At 58.9% G+C, this 19,542-nt stretch carries 18 protein-coding genes and 1 pseudogene; 9 read left to right on the top strand and 10 right to left on the bottom strand.

Annotated elements, in window-relative coordinates; genetic code table 11:
- Positions 1-34: 34 nt before the first annotated feature.
- A complete protein-coding gene (locus WDJ57_RS13900; RefSeq protein WP_338901417.1) occupies positions 35-454 on the bottom strand; it encodes a hypothetical protein in 420 nt (139 codons plus the stop codon).
- A 686-nt stretch (positions 455-1,140) separates the two neighbouring features.
- On the opposite strand from WDJ57_RS13900, the gene WDJ57_RS13895 reads away from it, so the two are divergent.
- Together WDJ57_RS13895 and WDJ57_RS13890 are read left to right on the top strand one after the other, a co-directional pair.
- Positions 1,141-1,293: a phage terminase large subunit family protein gene (locus WDJ57_RS13895; RefSeq protein ID WP_338901416.1), complete on the top strand. Its 153-nt coding sequence runs from the start codon at positions 1,141-1,143 to the stop codon at positions 1,291-1,293.
- Between the two features lie 56 nt (positions 1,294-1,349).
- Complete coding sequence (locus WDJ57_RS13890; protein ID WP_338901415.1) at positions 1,350-1,763, top strand: TRAM domain-containing protein; 414 nt, start codon at positions 1,350-1,352, stop codon at positions 1,761-1,763.
- Positions 1,764-2,155: 392 nt separating this feature from the next.
- Here the strand turns inward: WDJ57_RS13890 and WDJ57_RS13885 are convergent, their stop codons facing one another.
- Complete coding sequence (locus WDJ57_RS13885; RefSeq protein ID WP_338901414.1) at positions 2,156-2,890, bottom strand: hypothetical protein; 735 nt, start codon at positions 2,888-2,890, stop codon at positions 2,156-2,158.
- 762 nt (positions 2,891-3,652) lie between these two features.
- Between WDJ57_RS13885 and WDJ57_RS13880 the strand changes: the two genes are divergently transcribed.
- The 3 genes from WDJ57_RS13880 (at position 3,653) to WDJ57_RS13870 (ending at position 9,916) form a co-directional block, all read left to right on the top strand.
- Positions 3,653-6,019 carry a HAMP domain-containing methyl-accepting chemotaxis protein gene (locus tag WDJ57_RS13880; protein ID WP_338901413.1) on the top strand — a complete coding sequence of 789 codons (2,367 nt, stop codon included), beginning with the start codon at positions 3,653-3,655 and terminating at the stop codon, positions 6,017-6,019.
- 206 nt (positions 6,020-6,225) lie between these two features.
- Positions 6,226-6,540: a hypothetical protein gene (locus WDJ57_RS13875; RefSeq protein WP_338901412.1), complete on the top strand. Its 315-nt coding sequence runs from the start codon at positions 6,226-6,228 to the stop codon at positions 6,538-6,540.
- 130 nt (positions 6,541-6,670) lie between these two features.
- Positions 6,671-9,916: a PAS domain S-box protein gene (locus WDJ57_RS13870; RefSeq protein WP_338901411.1), complete on the top strand. Its 3,246-nt coding sequence runs from the start codon at positions 6,671-6,673 to the stop codon at positions 9,914-9,916.
- A gap of 126 nt (positions 9,917-10,042) precedes the next feature.
- Here the strand turns inward: WDJ57_RS13870 and WDJ57_RS21640 are convergent.
- A pseudogene (locus WDJ57_RS21640) lies at positions 10,043-10,383 on the bottom strand (PemK-like protein).
- Positions 10,384-10,424: 41 nt separating this feature from the next.
- On the opposite strand from WDJ57_RS21640, the gene WDJ57_RS13865 reads away from it, so the two are divergent.
- A complete protein-coding gene (locus tag WDJ57_RS13865; protein ID WP_338901410.1) occupies positions 10,425-10,787 on the top strand; it encodes a HalOD1 output domain-containing protein in 363 nt (120 codons plus the stop codon).
- A gap of 106 nt (positions 10,788-10,893) precedes the next feature.
- Here WDJ57_RS13865 and WDJ57_RS13860 read toward each other — a convergent pair whose 3' ends face one another.
- From WDJ57_RS13860 to WDJ57_RS13835, 6 genes are all read right to left on the bottom strand, one after another.
- Positions 10,894-11,181 carry an amphi-Trp domain-containing protein gene (locus WDJ57_RS13860; protein WP_338900876.1) on the bottom strand — a complete coding sequence of 96 codons (288 nt, stop codon included), beginning with the start codon at positions 11,179-11,181 and terminating at the stop codon, positions 10,894-10,896.
- Between the two features lie 366 nt (positions 11,182-11,547).
- Positions 11,548-12,714, bottom strand: coding sequence for an ACR3 family arsenite efflux transporter (gene arsB / locus WDJ57_RS13855; protein ID WP_338901409.1), 1,167 nt, complete (start codon positions 12,712-12,714; stop codon positions 11,548-11,550).
- Complete coding sequence (arsM, locus tag WDJ57_RS13850) at positions 12,707-13,561, bottom strand: arsenite methyltransferase (RefSeq protein ID WP_338901408.1); 855 nt, start codon at positions 13,559-13,561, stop codon at positions 12,707-12,709. The genes arsB and arsM overlap by 8 nt, the downstream gene beginning before the upstream one ends.
- Complete coding sequence (locus tag WDJ57_RS13845) at positions 13,554-13,997, bottom strand: low molecular weight phosphatase family protein (RefSeq protein WP_338901407.1); 444 nt, start codon at positions 13,995-13,997, stop codon at positions 13,554-13,556. The genes arsM and WDJ57_RS13845 overlap by 8 nt, the downstream gene beginning before the upstream one ends.
- On the bottom strand, positions 13,994-14,392 hold the full coding sequence (locus WDJ57_RS13840) for an ArsR/SmtB family transcription factor (RefSeq protein WP_338901406.1): 399 nt from the start codon (positions 14,390-14,392) through the stop codon (positions 13,994-13,996). The genes WDJ57_RS13845 and WDJ57_RS13840 overlap by 4 nt, the downstream gene beginning before the upstream one ends.
- Positions 14,393-14,669: 277 nt before the next feature.
- A complete protein-coding gene (locus tag WDJ57_RS13835) occupies positions 14,670-15,278 on the bottom strand; it encodes an HdeD family acid-resistance protein (protein ID WP_338901405.1) in 609 nt (202 codons plus the stop codon).
- 430 nt (positions 15,279-15,708) lie between these two features.
- On the opposite strand from WDJ57_RS13835, the gene WDJ57_RS13830 reads away from it, so the two are divergent.
- Both WDJ57_RS13830 and WDJ57_RS13825 read left to right on the top strand, forming a co-directional pair.
- Positions 15,709-16,173, top strand: a complete 465-nt coding sequence (locus WDJ57_RS13830) for a DUF1269 domain-containing protein (RefSeq protein ID WP_380629842.1) — start codon at positions 15,709-15,711, stop codon at positions 16,171-16,173.
- 126 nt (positions 16,174-16,299) lie between these two features.
- The gene (locus WDJ57_RS13825; protein ID WP_338901403.1) at positions 16,300-17,640 is read left to right on the top strand and encodes a TIGR00341 family protein; all 1,341 of its coding nucleotides are present in this window, start codon (positions 16,300-16,302) and stop codon (positions 17,638-17,640) included.
- A gap of 39 nt (positions 17,641-17,679) precedes the next feature.
- Here WDJ57_RS13825 and WDJ57_RS13820 read toward each other — a convergent pair whose 3' ends face one another.
- Positions 17,680-19,002, bottom strand: coding sequence for a metallophosphoesterase (locus tag WDJ57_RS13820; RefSeq protein ID WP_338901402.1), 1,323 nt, complete (start codon positions 19,000-19,002; stop codon positions 17,680-17,682).
- A 299-nt stretch (positions 19,003-19,301) separates the two neighbouring features.
- On the opposite strand from WDJ57_RS13820, the gene WDJ57_RS13815 reads away from it, so the two are divergent.
- Positions 19,302-19,508 (top strand): hypothetical protein, encoded by a 207-nt coding sequence (locus WDJ57_RS13815; RefSeq protein ID WP_338901401.1) that lies wholly within the window; start codon positions 19,302-19,304, stop codon positions 19,506-19,508.
- Positions 19,509-19,542: the final 34 nt, after the last annotated feature.

The following is a 19,542-nucleotide window of genomic DNA, read 5'->3' as shown; positions in this document are numbered from 1 at the left end:
GTCTGCTCAGTGGTTCGCCGAAGGGATGAAATTTTCAGCGGAATACGATGTATGGTTCCGCGTCGTTCACATCCCGGCGAACTTCAACGTACAGTTCAGCTTCCGGCCCAGTTTCTTGGTTAGCATAGAAAATAAAATTCTCCCTCACAGAAGGATTGTCTCCTAAATAGGTTCGGATGAGATACTTCTTTGCAGGCAGATCCTCCTTGACCGAGACGGTAGTTGCTGTTTCATCGTTGGGATCTGGGAGGTCGTACATTTTTTCAAGAACAGGGGCTAAATTATTACCACCTGTCGGTGAGATAACTTCGAGGGAAAGTTTGTGGCTTGCTGTGTCAAAATTCAATATCTCTATGCGTAACCTCTTGTTACTAAGGATGTTTGTGCACCCTGCCATTCCGATTGCTATGAGCCCACTGCCGAGTTGGAGGACTTCACGCCGGGACAACCCCATATTTATTTGTTGTTCGCAATACATAAATGGTTTAACTTTTCGTCGGCCCCACATTATCGATAGTAGTCACTGGAAGCCATTGCACGCACGACCGCAGGGAACGGGAGTCCAGTCGATGTATAGATCGTTTCAGTTGTTACTATAGAGGCGGTGGTGTAGAAAAGGTCAGCTCTGGTGAATCTAACACCTCAAACATCCCAGAAGATGAATCAGCGGCTCCCATCAGTGTGGGATGATGACCAAGCAAGCAAAAATAGGCATGATTTCCGATTAGTACGCAGGTTTAGTGAACAGCGTGTTCAGCCAGTTCCACGCTGAAAATAACCTCCTTGTGGAGAGTTCTATGACACCCTCAATGCGTCTACCTACTACTCCGAAATTCGATAGCGGCCTATCTCTCTTGACCCACATTCCGGGCATTCGTCCGCGTCGGTTGGGAGATTCGCCCCACACTGCCGACACTCCACGACTACCTCTGTCTCGTCACGGAGAGTAGCCGAGCGAGTACCGTGCGGACACTCATGGGTTTTCGATGTTCCAGTGGCTGTGAGTTACTCCTACTGGTGAGTCATATCCACCGGAAATCCGGTGTGTTCGCCCTGCAAACCCGCCAAAGGCTTACGTTCGAGGACAATTGATTTTCGCTTGGAAGGAACACTGTCACACGCACCTTCCATCCCCTTTCCATGCCCGACGACACGCAGATACTCGGTCGCTGTCCGGACTGCGGCGAACGTATCCCTACTGCGTGGCGTCTCATTGACTACGAGAGAGACGACGGCACCGAGGGTGTGTGGGCGGAGTGTCCGGCGTGTGAGGACGTAGTGGCTCCGGAGTAGTCGGAGACAGCAGAGTCAAGTGTTCTCCGTCGCGTATCCCGTTCAAGACACTACTCATGGAAATTTCCGACCAACTCCGCTGTCTGTTTTCTGCTCCCGTCGAAGAGCGGGGCGATTCCTACGTTGTCGAAGTCCCCGAACAAGAGATTCGCCTCGGCGACCTTCAGCAGGGCGAGACGTATCGTGTGGCTGTTCTCTCTTCACCATCCAGCGACGACACCAGTAACACTGAAACCCGACCAGAGCGCGAACGTGGGCCACCGAAGCCACCGGTCGAAGAGGGAGAACAGCGTACTGTCGAAATCGAAGGCATTGGCGACCAAGGCGACGGCATTACTCGGGTCGAGCGCGGTTTCGTCGTTATCGTTCCCGACACCGAACAGGGCGAGCGCGTCACTGTCGAGATTAGTGACGTTCTGGAGAACGTGGCCTTTGCCGATGTTGTTGAGCGTGTGAGTTACTACGACTGATACGCTCTTACTCCGAGATTCGTTCGCAGGGTTTGAGAAGCTGCTGCTGTGACGTGACAGAACAAAATGAAACTCTGTACTGTGCATTTCGGCCCCTTCGAGGCGTACGAGAAGAGTTCATCTACACGTTCGACGAATCCGGCAGGACCGAGCACGCGCCACGCGTGATGCCGGACGCGTGAAGTGACAAGACTGGGCTGGGCGCGCGCTCGCTGCCGGCTGGTCTCACACCGGACTGCCATGTGCCGATAGACGAGACCATCGGGCTGTACGGGGTTGCCACAAGTAGCGTTGTCGGCTCCAGGCCAGCTGTACCGAGTGGTGAATTCCTGGCGAGTCGGATGGTCGAGTCCACCGACCACACTCACTCATTCGCTCACTCACTCATTCGTTCACTCACTACGGATGGCCATGTCTTCCAGCCGGTAGATCGATTCCACCTTCCCGGTGGTGTACCAGTCCGCTCGCGAGCGGCCGGCAAATCCGACCGAGGGCGTCACCTGGAATTCGTAGACTGTCCCTTCGGTTGCAGTGAATTGGACGTCGACGTGATACGGGTCGAGTGATGTCGTCAAGAACGAGCCCGTCGTTGGGTCTCGACGATCCAGGTCGATCGCCCACTCGATGAGCGCTCTCGCGATGAGGCCACCGACGAGACCGAGATATGGCGAGACGAGTCGATAGGCGAGGAATTCGAGCAACTCCTCTGCAGCAGCGCGCTGGAGTCCCCGATTGCCACGCTGGAGGTCGGGCCGTGTTGTCTCGGCAACGACGCTGTCGGCGTTGATGACGGCCAGATTCGTCTCCGAACAGAGCGTATAGTCGCGCTTACTGTTATCTGGTGGGTGATACTCGTAGGCACCGTTGCCCCAGTAGGTTGCAGACAGGGTGTAGGTTCCACTCTCCGGTGCACGCCAGTACGTCCGGAACGCAGCACCGGCGTTCATGCCAAAGCGGCCTGTCCCATCCATTGCCCCGTAGACCGTGAGGTGTGCCTTGCTGTCATCCGAGAGCGCAGCCTCGTTGGTCGGAAAGTTCACTCGCTCGTCGTCGGTAATCCCGCTGGACTGGGGGTCGGCGGTCAGTTCTTCAGTTTGTTGGACCGGGAGCGATCCGGTCGTCGACACCGGCTCCACGGCGCGTGGTGTTGCGGTGGGTGACGGTGATTCGGTCGGTGACGGCGTTGGCGACGATGTCGCCTGCGTCGGGGTTTCAGTTTCGGCCGCCCTCTGTGTTGCTGTATGGGCTCTCGCTTGGACAGTCTCTCGTGGCCGTGGCGAAGACGTGGGTCGGGCGGTCTCTGGCTGCGTATTTGGAAAGTCCGTTCCAGCACAGCCCGCAAGCCCTGTCGAAAGGCTGCCAAGAATCCATTGCAGCGCACGCCGTCGATCGAGTGAGTCTGGGAGAGTGTCCTGTGGTCCGGTCTTGCTGCCTCCTATCCCCATAGCAACAACCCTCGACCGACCCTCTGAAAAACGTTTCCGGGCTCGTCGTGGAGACTCTATTCACTTTGGTAGGGGTGATGATGGGGCGGATATGGGCTTAGAGGATACAATAAACACAGCGACTTCGTGTCTTACGGGGATTTCTCTATTCAATCAACATCCCGGAACAAATCGAACATCATATTGATCATGAGTATATTAATGTAGCTATATTGTTTTAATTTTGAGAAGATAATTTTCGTTATCGATAATCAGCGAGAAAGAACTAATATATAGAATTTCCTTTTTGTGTATCAGAACTATGCCAATAATCAACATTCATTTGGTTAGTAGTCATATTGCAGATTATACTAGAGAACCGTTCGAGGTCGGAAACCGTTGGAACCAGTCCAGTCTGCTCCCTGGTCAGCTCACGGTAATTGAATCTCTCAAGGAGGAAGAGTCATGCTGGAACAACTGAAAATCGACAGTCTTGATTTAAGACCAAAACTCATCCTCGCGTTCGTCCTCGTCGCTGTTCTAGTTGCCATCACCGGGGCGATTGGATACACATCGGTTGCCACCGTTGACAAGGAAGCACACATTATTGCAGAAGACGGGCAGAAGATGGACGCGGCCGCAGAGATAATTGTTGCCATTGAACAGCAACAGGGTGCGATACAGGCTGCCCAACTCGGTGACGAAAACGCACAGCAACAATTCGAGGAAGCCAATCGACTTTTCGACGAACAGGCAGAGAATCTCGAAGAAACGGACTTGAGCCAACAGCAAGAAGAACAGTTCTCAACCCTCAAATCACAACATGAGGAGTACAACGCGCTTGGGAGCGAGTTTTTCCAAGCGAGAGCAACGGACGATACTGCACTCGCTGAGCAGAAAGCGGACGAAATGGAATCATTATCCTCCCCAATGGAGGAACACGCGCACTCCATCGAGCAATCGGCACAGGAAGATCTAGAATCCCAAGTCGCGATTGCCGATAGCACGACACAGACCGCGCAAATGGAGATTATCGGACTAACCGTCGGTGCGCTTGTCTTCGCCATCGTCATCGGTCTGTTCGTTGCTCGGCGCATCACGTCACCCGTCACGCAACTCTCTGAGGCTGCTGTTGCCGCCAGTAACGGTAATCTCGATACCGAGCTTGATGAGCACCCTGAAAGTGACGAACTCGGTCGCATGGTTGCGGCGTTCACAGATATGCAAGCAAATCTGCGAGGTGTCTTCACCGAACTTGATGCTGTGAGCCAGAACCTTGAAACCGGAGAACTGGAACGGGATATCGAGACAGATTACCCTGGCACGTATGGAGACATCATGGAACGCCTCGATTCGGGCACCGATCAACTCACCGCTAGTTTCGAGGAAATACAACGAGCGAGTGACGGCCTGAATAACGGCGAACTTGACCAATCGATTACAACGGACCAGCCAGGCCAGTACGGGGCTGTACTCGAAAGCCTCGACACTGGTGCAGACCGACTCTCTGAGAGTTTTGCTCAGATCACTACTGCGAGCGAGGGGTTGAAGAGCGGGCAACTCGGTCAGACCATCGACACGGATCAACCGGGGCAGTATGGAACCGTCCTCAAAAACATCGATGACGGGACAGCCCAACTGTCCGATAGCTTCGAACAAATCGCAACAGCCAGTGACGGACTCAGAGCTGGCGACCTCGACAAACGCCTCAAGACTGACTACCCCGGACAATACGGTGAGGTTCTCCGTGATCTCGACGAGGGACTCCAGCAAATGAGCGAGAGTGTTCGATCCGTACAGGAAATCGCGGACGAAGTCGCCACCTCCAGTGAAGAAGTTGCGAGCAGCACAGAAGAAATCGAGCAGGCTAGCGAAGAAGTCGCCGACTCAGTTGAAGAGATCTCGCGCGGCGCGGAGGCGCAAAACGAGAACTTGCAAGAAGTCGCCGGCGAAATGAATGATATGTCAGCAACTGTCGAAGAGATTGCTTCTTCATCAGAAGAAGTCGCTTCAACAGCCACTACCGCTGTTGAGCGGAGTGAGACAGGCCAAACATACGCTGCTGACGCGACCGAAGAAATCGAGGCAATCGAAGTACAAGCAGAAGAAACCACGACGCACGTGGAGACACTCGACGAGAAGATGGACGAGATTGGGGAGATCGTCGAGATGATTAACGAGATCGCTGATCAGACCAACATGCTTGCATTGAACGCCTCGATTGAAGCCGCTCGTGCGGGGGAGGCTGGTGAAGGGTTCGCCGTTGTTGCAAATGAGATCAAAGGGCTCGCGGAGGAAGTTGCCGATGCGACGACCGAGATCGAACAGCGAATCACTGCCATTCAGGCGACGACGACAGAGACTGTCGAAGGGATGGAGATGATGAGCGAGCGCGTCGAGCGCGGGTCGGACACAATCGAAGATGCGATCGAGATGTTCGACGAGATTGCCGCCGCTGTTCGAGAGGCCGAGTCGGGTATTCGAGAGATTAGTGACGCGACCGATGACCAGGCAGCCTCATCAGAAGAGGTCGTTGCGATGGTGGACGATGTGTCGAGTGTGAGTCAGCAGACCGCGGCAGAAGCGAGCAACGTCTCTGCCGCTACTGAAGAACAGACTGCGTCACTCGCGGAAGTCGCTGAGAACGTCCAGGGTCTCTCGCAACTCTCCGAGACACTTCACGACCAGGTCTCGATGTTCAACATTCGCGGCGACGGAGCTGCCGGAGGAGTAAGCGCAGCTGATACCGCAAGCCAACCATCAGTCCAAGCTGACGGTGGAGGGACTTCCACGCCAAAAGACGGTGTAGACTCATCTCTTGGAGGAAAGTGAGGAGATGAGGTCCGCTGGTACACTGAAGCCTGTACAGACATGAACACGAGAGCGTGTTCGAATCAGGATCTTCACCAAGGTGGCCTCAAAGACGAATCAGCCTCGATAATCGGCCAAGTGAGTTCTGAGGGCCACGAGAGGAAGAATCGCATCATTGACCGAGCCGCAGACGGCGCGCGATTAGAGATTGCCGGGGAGAAAACCAGATGACAGACACAGCGAGACCAGTTGCAGAAGCCAGACAGCAACTCCACGAAATCGTCCGGAAGGATATCCCGTTCGACGAAAAGGCACGTGAAGCATTGGAACTCGCCAGACAGTGTCTTGACGTGGATAGCGGGTTTCTTGCACGAATTGACCAGGAAACCAACCATTGGGGAGTTGAAACCACGACCGACACAGCAAACGGACAGATACCGCCTTCACTAGCTGTGGATCTCCAGGAGACGTATTGTCGGAAAACAATCAAAAAAAAACGTTCCACTCGCACTTCACGATGCACCGAACCAGGGATGGGCTGACGACCAGGCCTTCGAGACTAGCGACCGCCACACCTACCTCGGCAGCTCACTCATCCTTGAGGACAAGCCCTACGGGACGGTCTGTTTCGTCGCTGAGGACCCCCGCTCTGAGCCCTTCAGCGAGGCCGAGGTGCGGTTTGCTGAGCATCTCACACGGTTACTCGAACGGGAACTCGAACGCGAACACGTTGAGGCCGAACTCACGAGTCAGACCAACCTCTCTGCCGTTCTCAACCGAGTTCTTCGGCATAACCTCCGGAATGACATTGCCGTTATCCGGGCAAACATACAACAGATCGCCGAGCAACTCCCGGATCAAACCGCTGTCAATACTACGTTCGACCATGTCGATACCCTCCTCGATTTGAGTGAAAAAGCCCGTGAACTGGAACGGATCATCACGTCTGACTTCGAGCGACAGCCCACCGCGGTTGGCCGACTCGTCGAGAACATCGTCGAGTCGACCGGAAGAGAATATCCGCACGCGTCACTCTCCGTCGAATACGACGAAGACATCAGTACAGCCTTGCGACCGAGCTTCGAGCGGGCCATCACAGAACTACTCGAAAATGCCATCGAGCACAGCGGTGAAACCCCTACTGTCTCGGTGACCATCGAGACCGTGCCGAATGCCATCGAGATTCAGATCGCCGACGACGGTCCCGGACTCCCCGATATGGAAGCCGAAGTACTGACTACCGGCGAAGAGACGCCGCTCTCCCATGGAAGCGGATTGGGGCTGTGGCTGATCCACTGGATCGTGACAGGCCACGACGGGTCGATTGACACGACCGTCACGGACAACGGGACGACAGTCACGCTCTCGATCCCACGAAGTCCGAACATTAGCATCCAACAACAGGAACCCGAGATTACACGGGGGCGAGATCGATTTCATGCCGCCTTCGAAGAAGCCCACGACACGATAGTTATTCTCGATGACGACGCCAGAATACTGAACAGCAATAGAGCGGCTGAAACGCTCTTTGGACTCGCTTCGAAGGAATTACTCGGACGGTCACTGCCGGAGTTTGCGTCTGAGACATTCGATTTTGAAGCCGAGTGGCGTGACTTCCAGCAAACCGGGTCCATTCGCGGCACCCTCAGGCTTGTCGATGCTGGTGGAGAGGAACACGTCGTCGAATACACCGGGAAAGCCAATATCGTCACTGGAGAGCACCTCTTTGTCGGTCGAGATATTACCGAACGCAAGGAGCGCGAACGGGAATTAGCGCTGACTCGGCGGATGTTCGAACGGGTGCAGCACATGTCAAGTGCCGCCAGTTTCGAATTCGACCTCGAAACCGGGCACTTGCGACGCCATAGCGGAATCGACGAACTCGACGGTCTTACCCCGGGACATCTTGCAACTGTAGAGACAGCACTCCAACATGTCCATCCGGACGACCGTGAGCGGGTACGAGCTCGCATGCAAGAAATAACTGAAACAGCCAGCGACTACGACATCGAATACCGGGCGAAATACGGAGAGGAGACAATTCGCTGGTACCGATCGGTGGCTGAAGTTGTCACGACTGAGGGGCACCCAATTCTGCGAGGGATGATTCGAGATATTACCGAACGGAAGGAACGCGAGCAGCGAATCCAGCAGGAGCGTGATAGGTTCCAATCTGTATTCGAGGGTGCCTTTGATGCAATCGTGATCACAGATGAGGAAGGCGAATACATCGAGGTGAACGAAAGTGCAACGCGGCTGTTCGGATGCGAAAAAGAGGAGTTAATCGGAAAGTCGATTCGCGATTTCGCCCCTGAGGACTTTTCGTTCGATGAACTGTGGGAAGAGTTCACTCAGTCGGAGCAAGAGCGTGGGACGTTTCCACTCGTGCGACCAGACGGGAGTAGACGAACCGTCGAATACGCCGCGACACCAGACATCATCGAAAGCCAACACCTCTCTATCCTTAGGGATATTACCGAACGGGACGAGCGCGAACGGGAGCTGATGGCGATGAAAGAGCGATATGAAACGTTGCTTGCTGCGGCTCCGGATCCGGTGTTCGTTGCGGATGCCGAGACAGGGGAGATAATCGAGATAAACGAGGCTGCTGAAACGCTGCTCGGGGAATCACGTGACCAGATCATCGGCCGCCACCAGAGTACACTCCATCCCGAAGAGGACGCCGAACTGTACCGCGAAGCGTTCGAGCGTGCTACAGGAGGACGAGAGACAATCCAAGCGTTTCCAGATGGATCGCGGCCGAAACTGGTGACCGCCGACAATGAAACCATCCCGATCGAAATCAGCGTCAATACGATACCACTTCCTGATGGGCCTGTCATCTACGGTATTTTCCGGGATATCTCTGCCCGAGACAAGCGTGAGGAACTCCGACAGGTCATCGACCTGGTTCCCGACCTGATCTTCGCAAAAAACCGCGAGGGCGAGTACTTGCTGGCCAACGAAACAACTGCAGAGGTGTACGGACTTTCCCCTGAAGAAGTCGAAGGAAATCCGGAATCTGAACTCCTCCCCGACGCCCGGGCTTCTGAGCGGTTCCATGAGGACGATTTGGAAGTCATCGAAACGGACGAATCAAAAGAGATCCCCGAGGAGGAACTGACCACTGTCGATGGCGAAACAAAGACACTCCAGACTGTCAAGATTCCGTACGAAATTCCCGGCACCGGTGAAGACGCTGTGCTTGGATATGCTCGGGACGTTACCGAGCTCAAAGAATACCAACGGGTCATTGAAGAACAACGGGACAGCCTCGAAGTACTCAACCAGGTCGTCCGCCACGACATCCGCAACGACCTCCAGCTCGTGACTGCCTACGCCGAGATGCTGGAGGACTACGTTGAGGAGGGTGGCGAGGAGTACGTCCGCCAGGTTCGGGAGGCGGCCCGAGAGGCTGTGGATATCACGACGACTGCCAGAGACATTACTGAGGTGTTGCTTCAGCAAGACACCGATCGTTCGCCGACAGGGCTCGATCGCGTCATCGAAAGCGAGGTCAAGGGAATCCGATCGAGCAACGAGCGAGCACTGGTCACCGTCGAACCCCTCCCCCGCGTCAAGGTGCTGGCTGACGATATGCTCGAATCACTGATTCGTAACCTCTTGAAAAACGCTATCGTCCACAACGACAAGGAGGTGCCCAAAGTCACGGTATCGGCGACGACGACCGACAGCGTTGCACGAATTCAGGTTGCTGACAATGGTCCGGGAATCCCGGACGGGCAGAAAGAAACCATCTTCGGGAAGGGCGAAGCGGGGCTGGACAGCCAGGGGAGCGGGATTGGCCTTTACCTCGTCCAGACGCTCGTCGACCGCTACGGAGGCGACGTGTGGGTCGAAGCCAACGATCCTCAAGGGAGTGTGTTTGTCGTAGAGTTGCCGCTGGTTGATGAGTGACCTGAACACCGGTACGACAAGGCAGTTGTATAATAATCTGGGAATATGTCTTCTGCTCAGCCGGCGTTCGGAGCGCTGTTCGTTTGTTTCCGTCGACGTAGAGATGCTCCGCAACGAGCAGTCACATCAAGACGATATGTAGTCGATCAACTGGCTGGCCACATCCTCAGTTCGTTCGTCGATGAGAGAGGTAAGATAGTGCTCAACATCGCCAGCACTGTTGAGGGTCGCGAGCGACCACGGGAGGACGTGACTTCGTTCACCGAGTGGGTCACCTTCGTAGTCATCGTCTCGGAGTGTGAGTGCCTCCTCGTGGTAGGTCTTCGTGGGGAGCAGGACGTGATGAGTTGGGTACCATGGTTCGGGAGTTGAGGCGCCCCCAGCACAAGCATCGGGCGACCTTTCTCCGAGAGTGGGTCGGTCGCCCACACGATGTCACCGCGTTCCAGTTCCTCGAACGCAGTCACAGAGATTCAAGGAGGAAGCCCACGGCCTCAGCCGTGGATGGATGACACGGAATGACGACGGCGGTACCGGCAGCGAGGACGACCCGACGCTCGACCACGATACACACTGGCGACAAGTCGCCCAACGACACTACGACCCCGACGAGGACGGTGAACTCACGACCGTACTCGTCTTTGCCATCGCAGAAGCCAGGGACGTTTCACCAGACGAAGTGAAGTCCCCGCCATTATACGCTGTGGCCGACGTGCCAGCAATCGAAGCGGCGTTGTTCAACTCCGAGACAGAGACAGAGTCCCGACAGGGAACGGTCACCATCAAGTTCCGCTATGCCGACTATCTCGTGAAAACCAGAAGTGACGGCTGGATTCAGGTCTACGAGACGACCGAACCAGACCGAGTCTGACAGAGCACCCAGACCCGCTGTACAGTTCTGAAGAAAAATATAGCCTCACGAGAGTTGTTTCATCGATTGTTGAGTGAATCGACTGCTCAGTAAGCGTGCGGAGTGACTATTCGATTTCGAGCTGGCCACTTTCGCTGCTCTCCCCACTAGCGTTCTCGTCCCATTCGAGTTCGAACTCGACACTTAATTCAGACATATTGCCAGCGGGGCCTTCGCGCTCGGCTTTGACCTCGAAGGTCGGTCGTGCAGGGGGATTCAGTGTTACAGACTCGGAGCCTGCTGTCAGGCTGATAGCGTTCCCACCCTCAAGATTGTCCGCGACTTTCCGGAGGTACGATGCAATCTCTTCTCGACTCTGGTTACTCTCTGATTTGAACAGGACTTCTTCAGGCATACTGAACGATACGCTGCCTGCACCAATAAGTGAAGCCCCCTTGCTTGACCACTCACAGATGATTGGTACGGGATTGGGAACGGTTCGATAACACGCTACGGAGAGGCTTCGCGGAGCCACGATGCTGCGAAACCACCACGCTTAGTTGGCTCGAAATCAAACCCCTCAGTTGACGCTTCGTCTTGGAGGGCCGAAGCGTCAGCGGGGACCAACTTAGCACACCCGCGGATGGAATCAACCATCCGTGGGCTTTCGCTTTCACACCCTTTCAGTCGATAGTCATCACCACCAATATCAGACGCAAATGACCCCGATGCGAAGGCGATCGAAGGCGTCTGTGTGTGATGCCATCAGTGTGTCCGAACCTCAGTCGTCTTCAGCAGGCGGGGTGGAAGGAGACGAACCGAGCTGTCCGGTCGTGGCACCACTCCAGTCGAACTTGCGCTGGAAGTACAGGGCCACGTTGACCAACGCCAACAGGACAGGGACCTCGATGAGCGGGCCGACGACAGTCGTGAACGCGACGCCGGAGCCGACGCCGAACACCGCAACGGCGACCGCGATTGCGAGTTCGAAGTTGTTCGAGGCGGCCGTGAAGCCGATGGCCGTCGTGGTCGAGTAGTCCGCGCCGATGCCCTTGCCCATCCCGAAGCTGACGAGGAACATCACGACGAAGTAGATCGTCAACGGGACAGCGATCAGGAGTACGTCACCGGGCGAGGCGACGATGTTCTCGCCTTGCGTGGCGAACATCACGATGACCGTAAAGAGGAGCGCGACGAGCGTGAGTGGGTCGATCTTCGGGACCAACTCCTCGTCGTACCACTCCTCGCCCTTAGTTCGCGTGCCGACGTACCGTGTCAGGAACCCACCGACGAAGGGAATGCCGAGGAAGACGACGATCGCCTGGAACACCTGCATCGGCGTCACGTTGAACGTCTCGATGCCAGCGACGAGCGTCTCCATCCCGAGCAGTGGGGGGAGGAACAACCCGAAGAACCAGACGTACACCCCGTAGGTGATGATCTGGAAGAGGCTGTTGAACGCGACCAAGCCGGTGACGTACTCGGTTGACCCTTCTGCGAGTTCGTTCCAGACGAGCACCATCGCGATACACCGGGCCATCCCGATGAACACGAGACCGAGGAAGAACTCGGGACGTGCAGGAAGACCTGGAACGAGTCCGCTGAAGAAGATTACGGCCAGCCCGAACATGAGCGTCGGGCCGATGAGCCAGTTCTGGACGAGGCTCAGTCCGAGCACCCGCCAGTTGCTGAACACCGCGCGAAGTTGCGAGTAATCGGCCTTCGCCAGCGGCGGATACATCATTGCGATCAGGCCGATTTCGACGAGGTGGAAGTCCTGAATCGGCTGGGTTACCGACGGGGCAACGAATCCGAGTCCTACACCCACAGCCATCGCACCGAGGATCCAGACAGTGAGGTACTTATCGAGGAAGTCCATCGACCGCGGGTCACCACAACTCTCACAGTCGCAGTTCGGCCCGTGGTCGTGGGCGTCGACGTTACCCATCGGCGACCTCCGGTTTTCGAGCGGTAATGGTCGCGGAGACGAGGAACTCGCTCACGTCGTAGTCGTCATCCCAGTCGCGGATGAACTCGTCACTCTCGTCTTTCGGCGAGATGTTCACCGCCTCGAAGCCCGTGTCGGTGAGTATCGTCTCGAGTCGATCGATGGTCGAAGCGCCAGCGACACAGGATGCCACGGAGTCCGGGTCAGCCCGAACGTCGTGTGGCACCGCTGCAGTCAGTACGACGTCGGAAATCGCGAGTCGCCCCCCCGGACGGAGAACGCGAAACGCCTCGTCGAACACCTGGGGCTTGTCCGGCGAGAGGTTCACGACGCAGTTCGAGATGATAACGTCGATACGCTCGTCTGAGACCGGGAGATGTTCGATCTCACCGAGACGGAACTCGACATTTTCGGCGTCGTTTTGACTGGCGTTCACACGGGCTTTCTCGACCATCTCGGGTGTCATATCGACGCCGATTACACGGCCCGCTTCACCGACTTCCTGGGCCGCGAGGAAACAGTCGAAACCCGCACCCGATCCGAGATCAAGTACCGATTCGCCGGTGGTCAGTGACGCAATCGCCTGGGGATTCCCACACCCTAACCCCAAGTTTGCGTTCCCGTCGACACTCTCCAACTCGCTCTCGGAGTAACCGAGTTGGCGGGCCGTCTCATCAGTGGGAGCCGCCGTTTCTGCGGGACTGCAACAGGAATCGTCGCTCGAACAGCAGCCACCGGCCTCTTCAGCCTTCTCCGCGGCGATGGTTGCGTACCGCTCCCGGACGACCTTCCGTTGGGTCTGTGCGTCGAGACCGGACTCCGTCGGGGAGTCGTTCGTTTCAGGCACTCGTGGCTACCCCCTGTTCGATCTCGTCGAAAAGCGAACTCACACGGTCGCGGATCTCGTCACGGATTTCTCGAACCCGGTTGAGGTCTTTCCCGTCGGGATCGGCCAGTGCCCAGTCACGGACGTCGACGTCGGCGTCGTCAGCATCGAGTTCGAGTGTCGAACAGCCCATCGTGGCGACGTAGTCACACGACTCGAGTTCGTCCGTCGAAATCTTCCGTGGCGTCCGCTCCGAGAGATCGAAGCCTTCCTCGCGCATCACCTCGACGACGACATCGTGAACGTGTTCAGCAGGATGGGTTCCACCGGTGAGAATCTCGACTACGTCGTCGAGATCTCGACGCTCCCGCTCGCGTTCGGCGAACGCAGTCGACATCTGCGACCGCCCGGCGTTCTGGACACACATGAACGCTACGCGGACCTGTGTGTCGGTCATCGGTCGGCCTCTCGCGTCTCGTCGAGGGCTGTCAGAAGCGCCTCGGCCCGATCGGTCGTCTCGTAGTACCGCCACGTCCCGTCTTTTCGCCGCGTGACGAGCCCGGCGTCGTAGAGATCCGAAAGAGCGTGACTGATCGCGCTGTCACTGACGTCGACGATCGGATTGATCTCGCAGACACACAGCTCCCGATCCGCGGCCGTCAGCAACCGGACGATGTTGTATCGCGTATCGTTCCCCAACGTCTTGAGTGCGGTCAGGTCAGCGTCGGGATTGGTCGGTGTCTCCGATTGGTACGAGCGCAGCGAATCGAGCCGTTCCTCGATATCGGCTTCACAGCAGCCACCGCTTTCCTCGGTGATGAGGCGTTCGAGTCGTTCCGTTTGCGAGCTCATAGATGACTGGTTGAACAGTCTCTCATATAATGGTGTCGAGATGGGGATTGTGCTGGCAGCCACACGTTCGGCGGCGCAGCCCAACGGATTGACTGAGATACAGCGGGCTTACGGAGAGACGATTATGTCGATGCCAGATTACGAGCAGGAGTACGGTACATCCCAGTGTGAGCGATTCCCCGATATCGATAAACCGTGTCTCGTTCGAAATACCTTCACCATTGACCGGACAGCGACGTCTGCGGCCAGTAGCGGCAAAAAGGAGTGTCGACTCGGGTCACCCGCTCCCGAGTTCGCCGCCGGGCATCTCCCCGCCGCTGGTCGTCGACCCCTCGCGGCCGAAGTACCCGACGAGTGCCAGCATGATACCGGTCGACAGGAGGTGGATGCCGACGAGGAGGCCGAGAGCCCACTCCGCCGTGGACGGGAACCCGGCCCAGAGCAACCCGGCCAGGAGCAGGGAGATGACGCCGCTCACGACGACCCAGCCCCACCGGGGGTCAGAGCGCGTCAGCAGCCCGCCGACGACTTCGACGAGCCCCATGATGGCGAGGTAGAAGATGAGCAGGAGTGTCAGCGTCGCCAGCCCGATAACGGGGTTCGCGAGCAGCGAGATGCCCGCGAACGCGTAGATGATTGCGAGCGCAATCTGCCAGAGCGAGCCTGTCCAGCCCGACGCGCTGAACGCGTGTGCGACGTGTGCGAGCCCGCCGAGGACGAGCAACGCCCCGAGCAGGAGCGACAGTCCGATACCCGTGACGAACGGTGCGAGGATGGCGAGGACGCCGAGAACCGCGATGAGGGCTCCGACGAACAGGAGGCCCCGCTGGCCCTGCGCGCCCTCGTCCGAGACGGTCGGCGACATCGATGGTGTGTCTGTACTCATTGTGTCTCGTATAGGTGTTGGACAGACAGAAGGATAACCGTAGTCCAACAGTGCAGCGATATATATCACCGACAGTGGCCCCGTAGTAACGCCTGGTCGTCTCTCCGGGACCGGTTGAATCCCCGTACCAGTGTGACTCGACGGCTACTCGCAGCAATCGGGGACGAACCGTGCAACACGTAGCGCTCAGCATCGGCCTCAGACGACCCGTCGAGAGCGTAGCAGCGACGGCGCAGGCAGTCCGTCGTCGTGGCGGGCGCCGGGGGCGCACGATGGCTGTCCACACCCGGGTTGGGTCGGCTTACTGGGACTGACTGCCGCGTCCACGGCGAACAAGACGACCTTTCTTCGACTTTGCCAGCGCATTACTATCCCCACAAAGGGAGACCGGTGAAGTATGAGTTCACTCGTAGTGCTCGCGTTCGACGACATGGACGGCGCCGAGAAGATGCGGGAGAAGATGTACGACTTCCAACGGCGCGAACTGATAACGCTCGAAGACGCTGCGGTGGTCGTCCGCAACGAGAAGGGGAAGGCGAAGGTCAAGCAGGCACACAGCCTCGTCGGGGCGGGAGCCCTCGGGGGCGCGTTCTGGGGAATGTTGATAGGGTTGCTCTTTTTCGCCCCGTGGCTCGGCCTGATTGCGGGCGCAGCGGCCGGCGCAGTCAGCGGGAAACTCGGTGACATCGGCATCGACGACTCGTTCATCAAGAACGTGAGCGAGGCAATCGAGCCCGGCAACTCCGCGCTGTTCCTCCTGACGCGGGACGCGAAGCTGGATCGCATCGTCGAGGAGACCTCGGACATGTCGTTCGAGATTATCGAGACGAACCTCTCGCCCGACGAGGAGACGCGGCTCCGGGAAGCGTTCGCCGCCGAAGAGGTCGCCGGGTAGACACCGGGACCGTCGGGTCGGGACCACACCGCCCCGGACCGACGACGGCACGCCCGACCCCGGGCGCAGAATCGACACTCGATTACCCCGAACCGTCGCTCGACTACCGCCGCCCCTGACCCAGAGATGCGACTCGTTCAAGTGCTGATTCCGGAGGGTAACCGCTCGTCAGTCCTCGACGCGCTCGACGAGGAGGGCATCGACTACGCCGTCTTCGAGGAGGTGGGGCGGGGGGACTTCGAGGCGATGGTCCAGTTCCCCGTCCCGCCCAGCGGCGTCGAACCGGTGATGGAGGACCTGGTCGAGGCGGGCATCAGGGAGCACGCCTACACCATCGTCCTCCCGACGGAGACGGTGGTCTCGGAGCGGCTGTCCGCGCTCGTCGAGCGGTTCCCCGGCCTCCGCATCTCCCGCGAGGAACTGTACGCGCGGGCACAGGACCTCGCACCGGCGAACTCGACGTTCTTCGCGTTTCTCATCCTGAGTACCGTCATCGCGACGACGGGGCTGTTGCTCGACTCCGCGGCGACCATCATCGGCGCGATGGTCGTCGCCCCGCTGATGGGGCCGGCCATCTCGGCGAGCGTCGGCGCTATCCTCGACGACCCGAAGATGGCCTCGCGGGGCGTCACGCTCCAGGTGACCGGCCTCCTCGCGGCAATCCTCACGGCCGCAGTCATGGGCTGGCTGCTCAAGCAGACGGTCCTCATCCCGCCGGGCCTCGACATCCGGACCATCCCCCAGGTCGCGGAGCGGACGAGCCCGAACTTCCTGTCGCTCTTTCTCGCCCTCGGGTCGGGCATCGCCGGGTCGCTCAGCATCATGCGCGGCTCCGGGTCGACGCTCGTCGGCGTGGCAATCGCCGTCGCGCTGGTCCCGCCGGCCGCGACCTCGGGACTCGGCATCGCGTTTGGGTTGCCGGGCGTCGCCATCGCGGGTGCCGTGCTCGTCGTCGTGAACCTGCTCGCCATCAACGTCTCCGCGCTCGTCCTCTTTTTCCTGGCGGGGTTCAAGCCGCTGGAGGCCGGCAGGTTCGAGGGCGTTCGCGCCTCCGTCTTCTCGCGCATCGTCGTCATCGGCATCGCCATCGCGGTGCTGTCCATCGTCCTCGGCGCGGTCACCTGGACGACGTTCCAGACCCAGGACTTCGAGCAGCGCACGCAGAACGAACTCCAGCAGCGCTTCGACGAGGCGGACATCGAGGGCGTCGACCTCGTCTCGGTGACGGTCGACTACACGCCGGTCGACCTGGTCCTCGGCAACGAACCGCGGGTCAGCGTGCTCGTCGGGATCCCCAGAGACCTCGAAGCGCCACCCGACCTCGCCCAGCGCTGGGACGACGACCTGACGGCGGAGTTCGGCCGGGACGTCGTCGTCCGCGTCGGCTTCATCGAGGCACAGATTTCGGACGGGCGGACGCCGGCGGGACAGCCACGGCCAGAGGGCCGGCTCGCGACGGGAGTCTGACGGCACGCGTTCTGCTTCGTGTCGCACGTCCCGTCTCGATTACCTGTTCGAGGGCTCGGGGTCGGATTCCCGCCGGTGGGGCGGGGCGACGACGGTCTCGGCCGGTATCGTCCGCTCCCGCGTCGGCGTCCGGGTGGTGAGGCGCTGGAGGAGCGTCTCGTCGGCCGGGTTCGGCTTGTCGATGACGTCGTACTCGACGCGGACGCCCCCGTCCGCCGTGGCGGTGAGCCGGAAGTAGTTGAGCCGATAGGACGAGTAGTAGACCGGCGGGAGCAGGCCGAAGAACGGGTCGACCCGGTGCAGGCGTTTCAACCACGTCCCCGTGTTGAGGACGAGTCGGCCCTCCACCTCGTGCAGCGAGGGGCGGTGCGTGTGGCCGTAGACGTACACGGCGACCCGGGGGTCGGCCGCGAAGACCGCCCGCGCCCTGTCGTGGTACTTCTCGACGGGTTCCTCGCGGTCGCTCGGCCGGACGAGGCCGAATCGCCGGAGCGTCTTCCGGACGTCTCTGAAGAACACGGACAGCGGGACGGCGATGACGAGCAACAGCGCGATGACGACCAGGTTGGCCGTGAGGACGATGTTTACCAGGTCCCCGACGGGCCCGAAGAGCCGGAGGACGCGCTCGATGGCGTTCATGGGAAGCGACCAGAGACCCGCCCTGTCGAGGCCGAATATGACGACGTAGAGCAGGCCGACGTTGAACAACAGGAGGAAGGGGACGACGGCGTAGCGGAGCCAGGCGCTCATCTCCCGGTAGAAGTAGTTCGACATCATCCAGTCCGGAATCTGCGTCATCGGCGTGACCGCCTGGATGTCCTTGAGCCAGTTGTACTTCCCCCGGCCCGACAGGCGTCCCGCACGGCTCGTTATCTGCCGGTTGACGAAGTAGCCCGGCGGGTTCGCGTAGGCGTTCCCGAAGTCCGGAATCCGGTTGCCCGGGTCCTCCTGCATCCCATGTTCGACGTGGACGACGGACGACCCGACCTCCCGCGTGAGAGAGACTTCCTGTTCCAGCGTGACGTTGTACGCCGCGAGTCTGTCGACGTACTCGTCGTAGGCGGCGAGTTCGTAGTCGTGATTGCCGGGGATGAGCGTAATCGGTATCCGCTCGCCGGTCGCCCGGAACTGTTCGAACAGTTCGGGGTACTGCTCGACCAGCGTGTCGAACTTCGCCAGCCCGTCGACCTGCGTTAACTCCCACAGGCCGAAGGCGTCGCCGTTGATGACGAGTTCGGCGTCCTCGCTGGTCGTTTCGAGGTCGCGGAGAAAGGACAGCAGTTCGTCGAGGAAGTCAACCTGCTGGAGTTGCTCGTCGCCGCCGATGTGGAGGTCGCTGATGAAGTAGTACACGTCAGCCATCGGTGTCTCCGTGGCTGTCGGGACGGGAGAGCCGCTGGCTGGCCCCGCCGGGGACGAGCACCGACGTGACAGCCGCGGTTCGCACCGGTCGCTCGGGTCGTAACTTCGCCATGAGCCTGACATCGGCACTACCGGGACGGTCCGCTTAGTTATGCGCGCGGTACCGGCTCTCGCGGACGCGATGTCGGGGTTCGCGGAGCGCTCGTCGCGACACCGTGACCCGGAGAGTGTGAGGCGGCACCGGCATGGACCACCTAACGAGTCCATTACAATTACTGAGCGATACGACGGGAGAACTGATGCTAGAGACCGCTCAGTCACAGGCGACAGTCCACGCACAAGAGACGGCCAGGGAAGCGAAGACGGAGGTCGGCCGACGGGCGTTCGAGCTGCTGGAGGAGTACTTCCCGGAGCAGGCCCAGGAGCGACGGCAGCAGGACCGGGCGGCACCGTTCGTCGTCGGGTTCGCCGTCGGCTTCACGCTGGGAGTGCTCGTGAGCCGATAGTCACCCCGGAGCGGGCGAGTCGGCGTCGGACCCG

The sequence above is a fragment of the Salinibaculum sp. SYNS191 genome (assembly GCF_037338445.1).
Lineage (GTDB): Archaea > Halobacteriota > Halobacteria > Halobacteriales > Haloarculaceae > Salinibaculum > Salinibaculum marinum.
The sequence above is the reverse complement of the archived record's forward strand: the minus strand, read 5'-3'. Positions and strand labels throughout refer to the sequence as shown.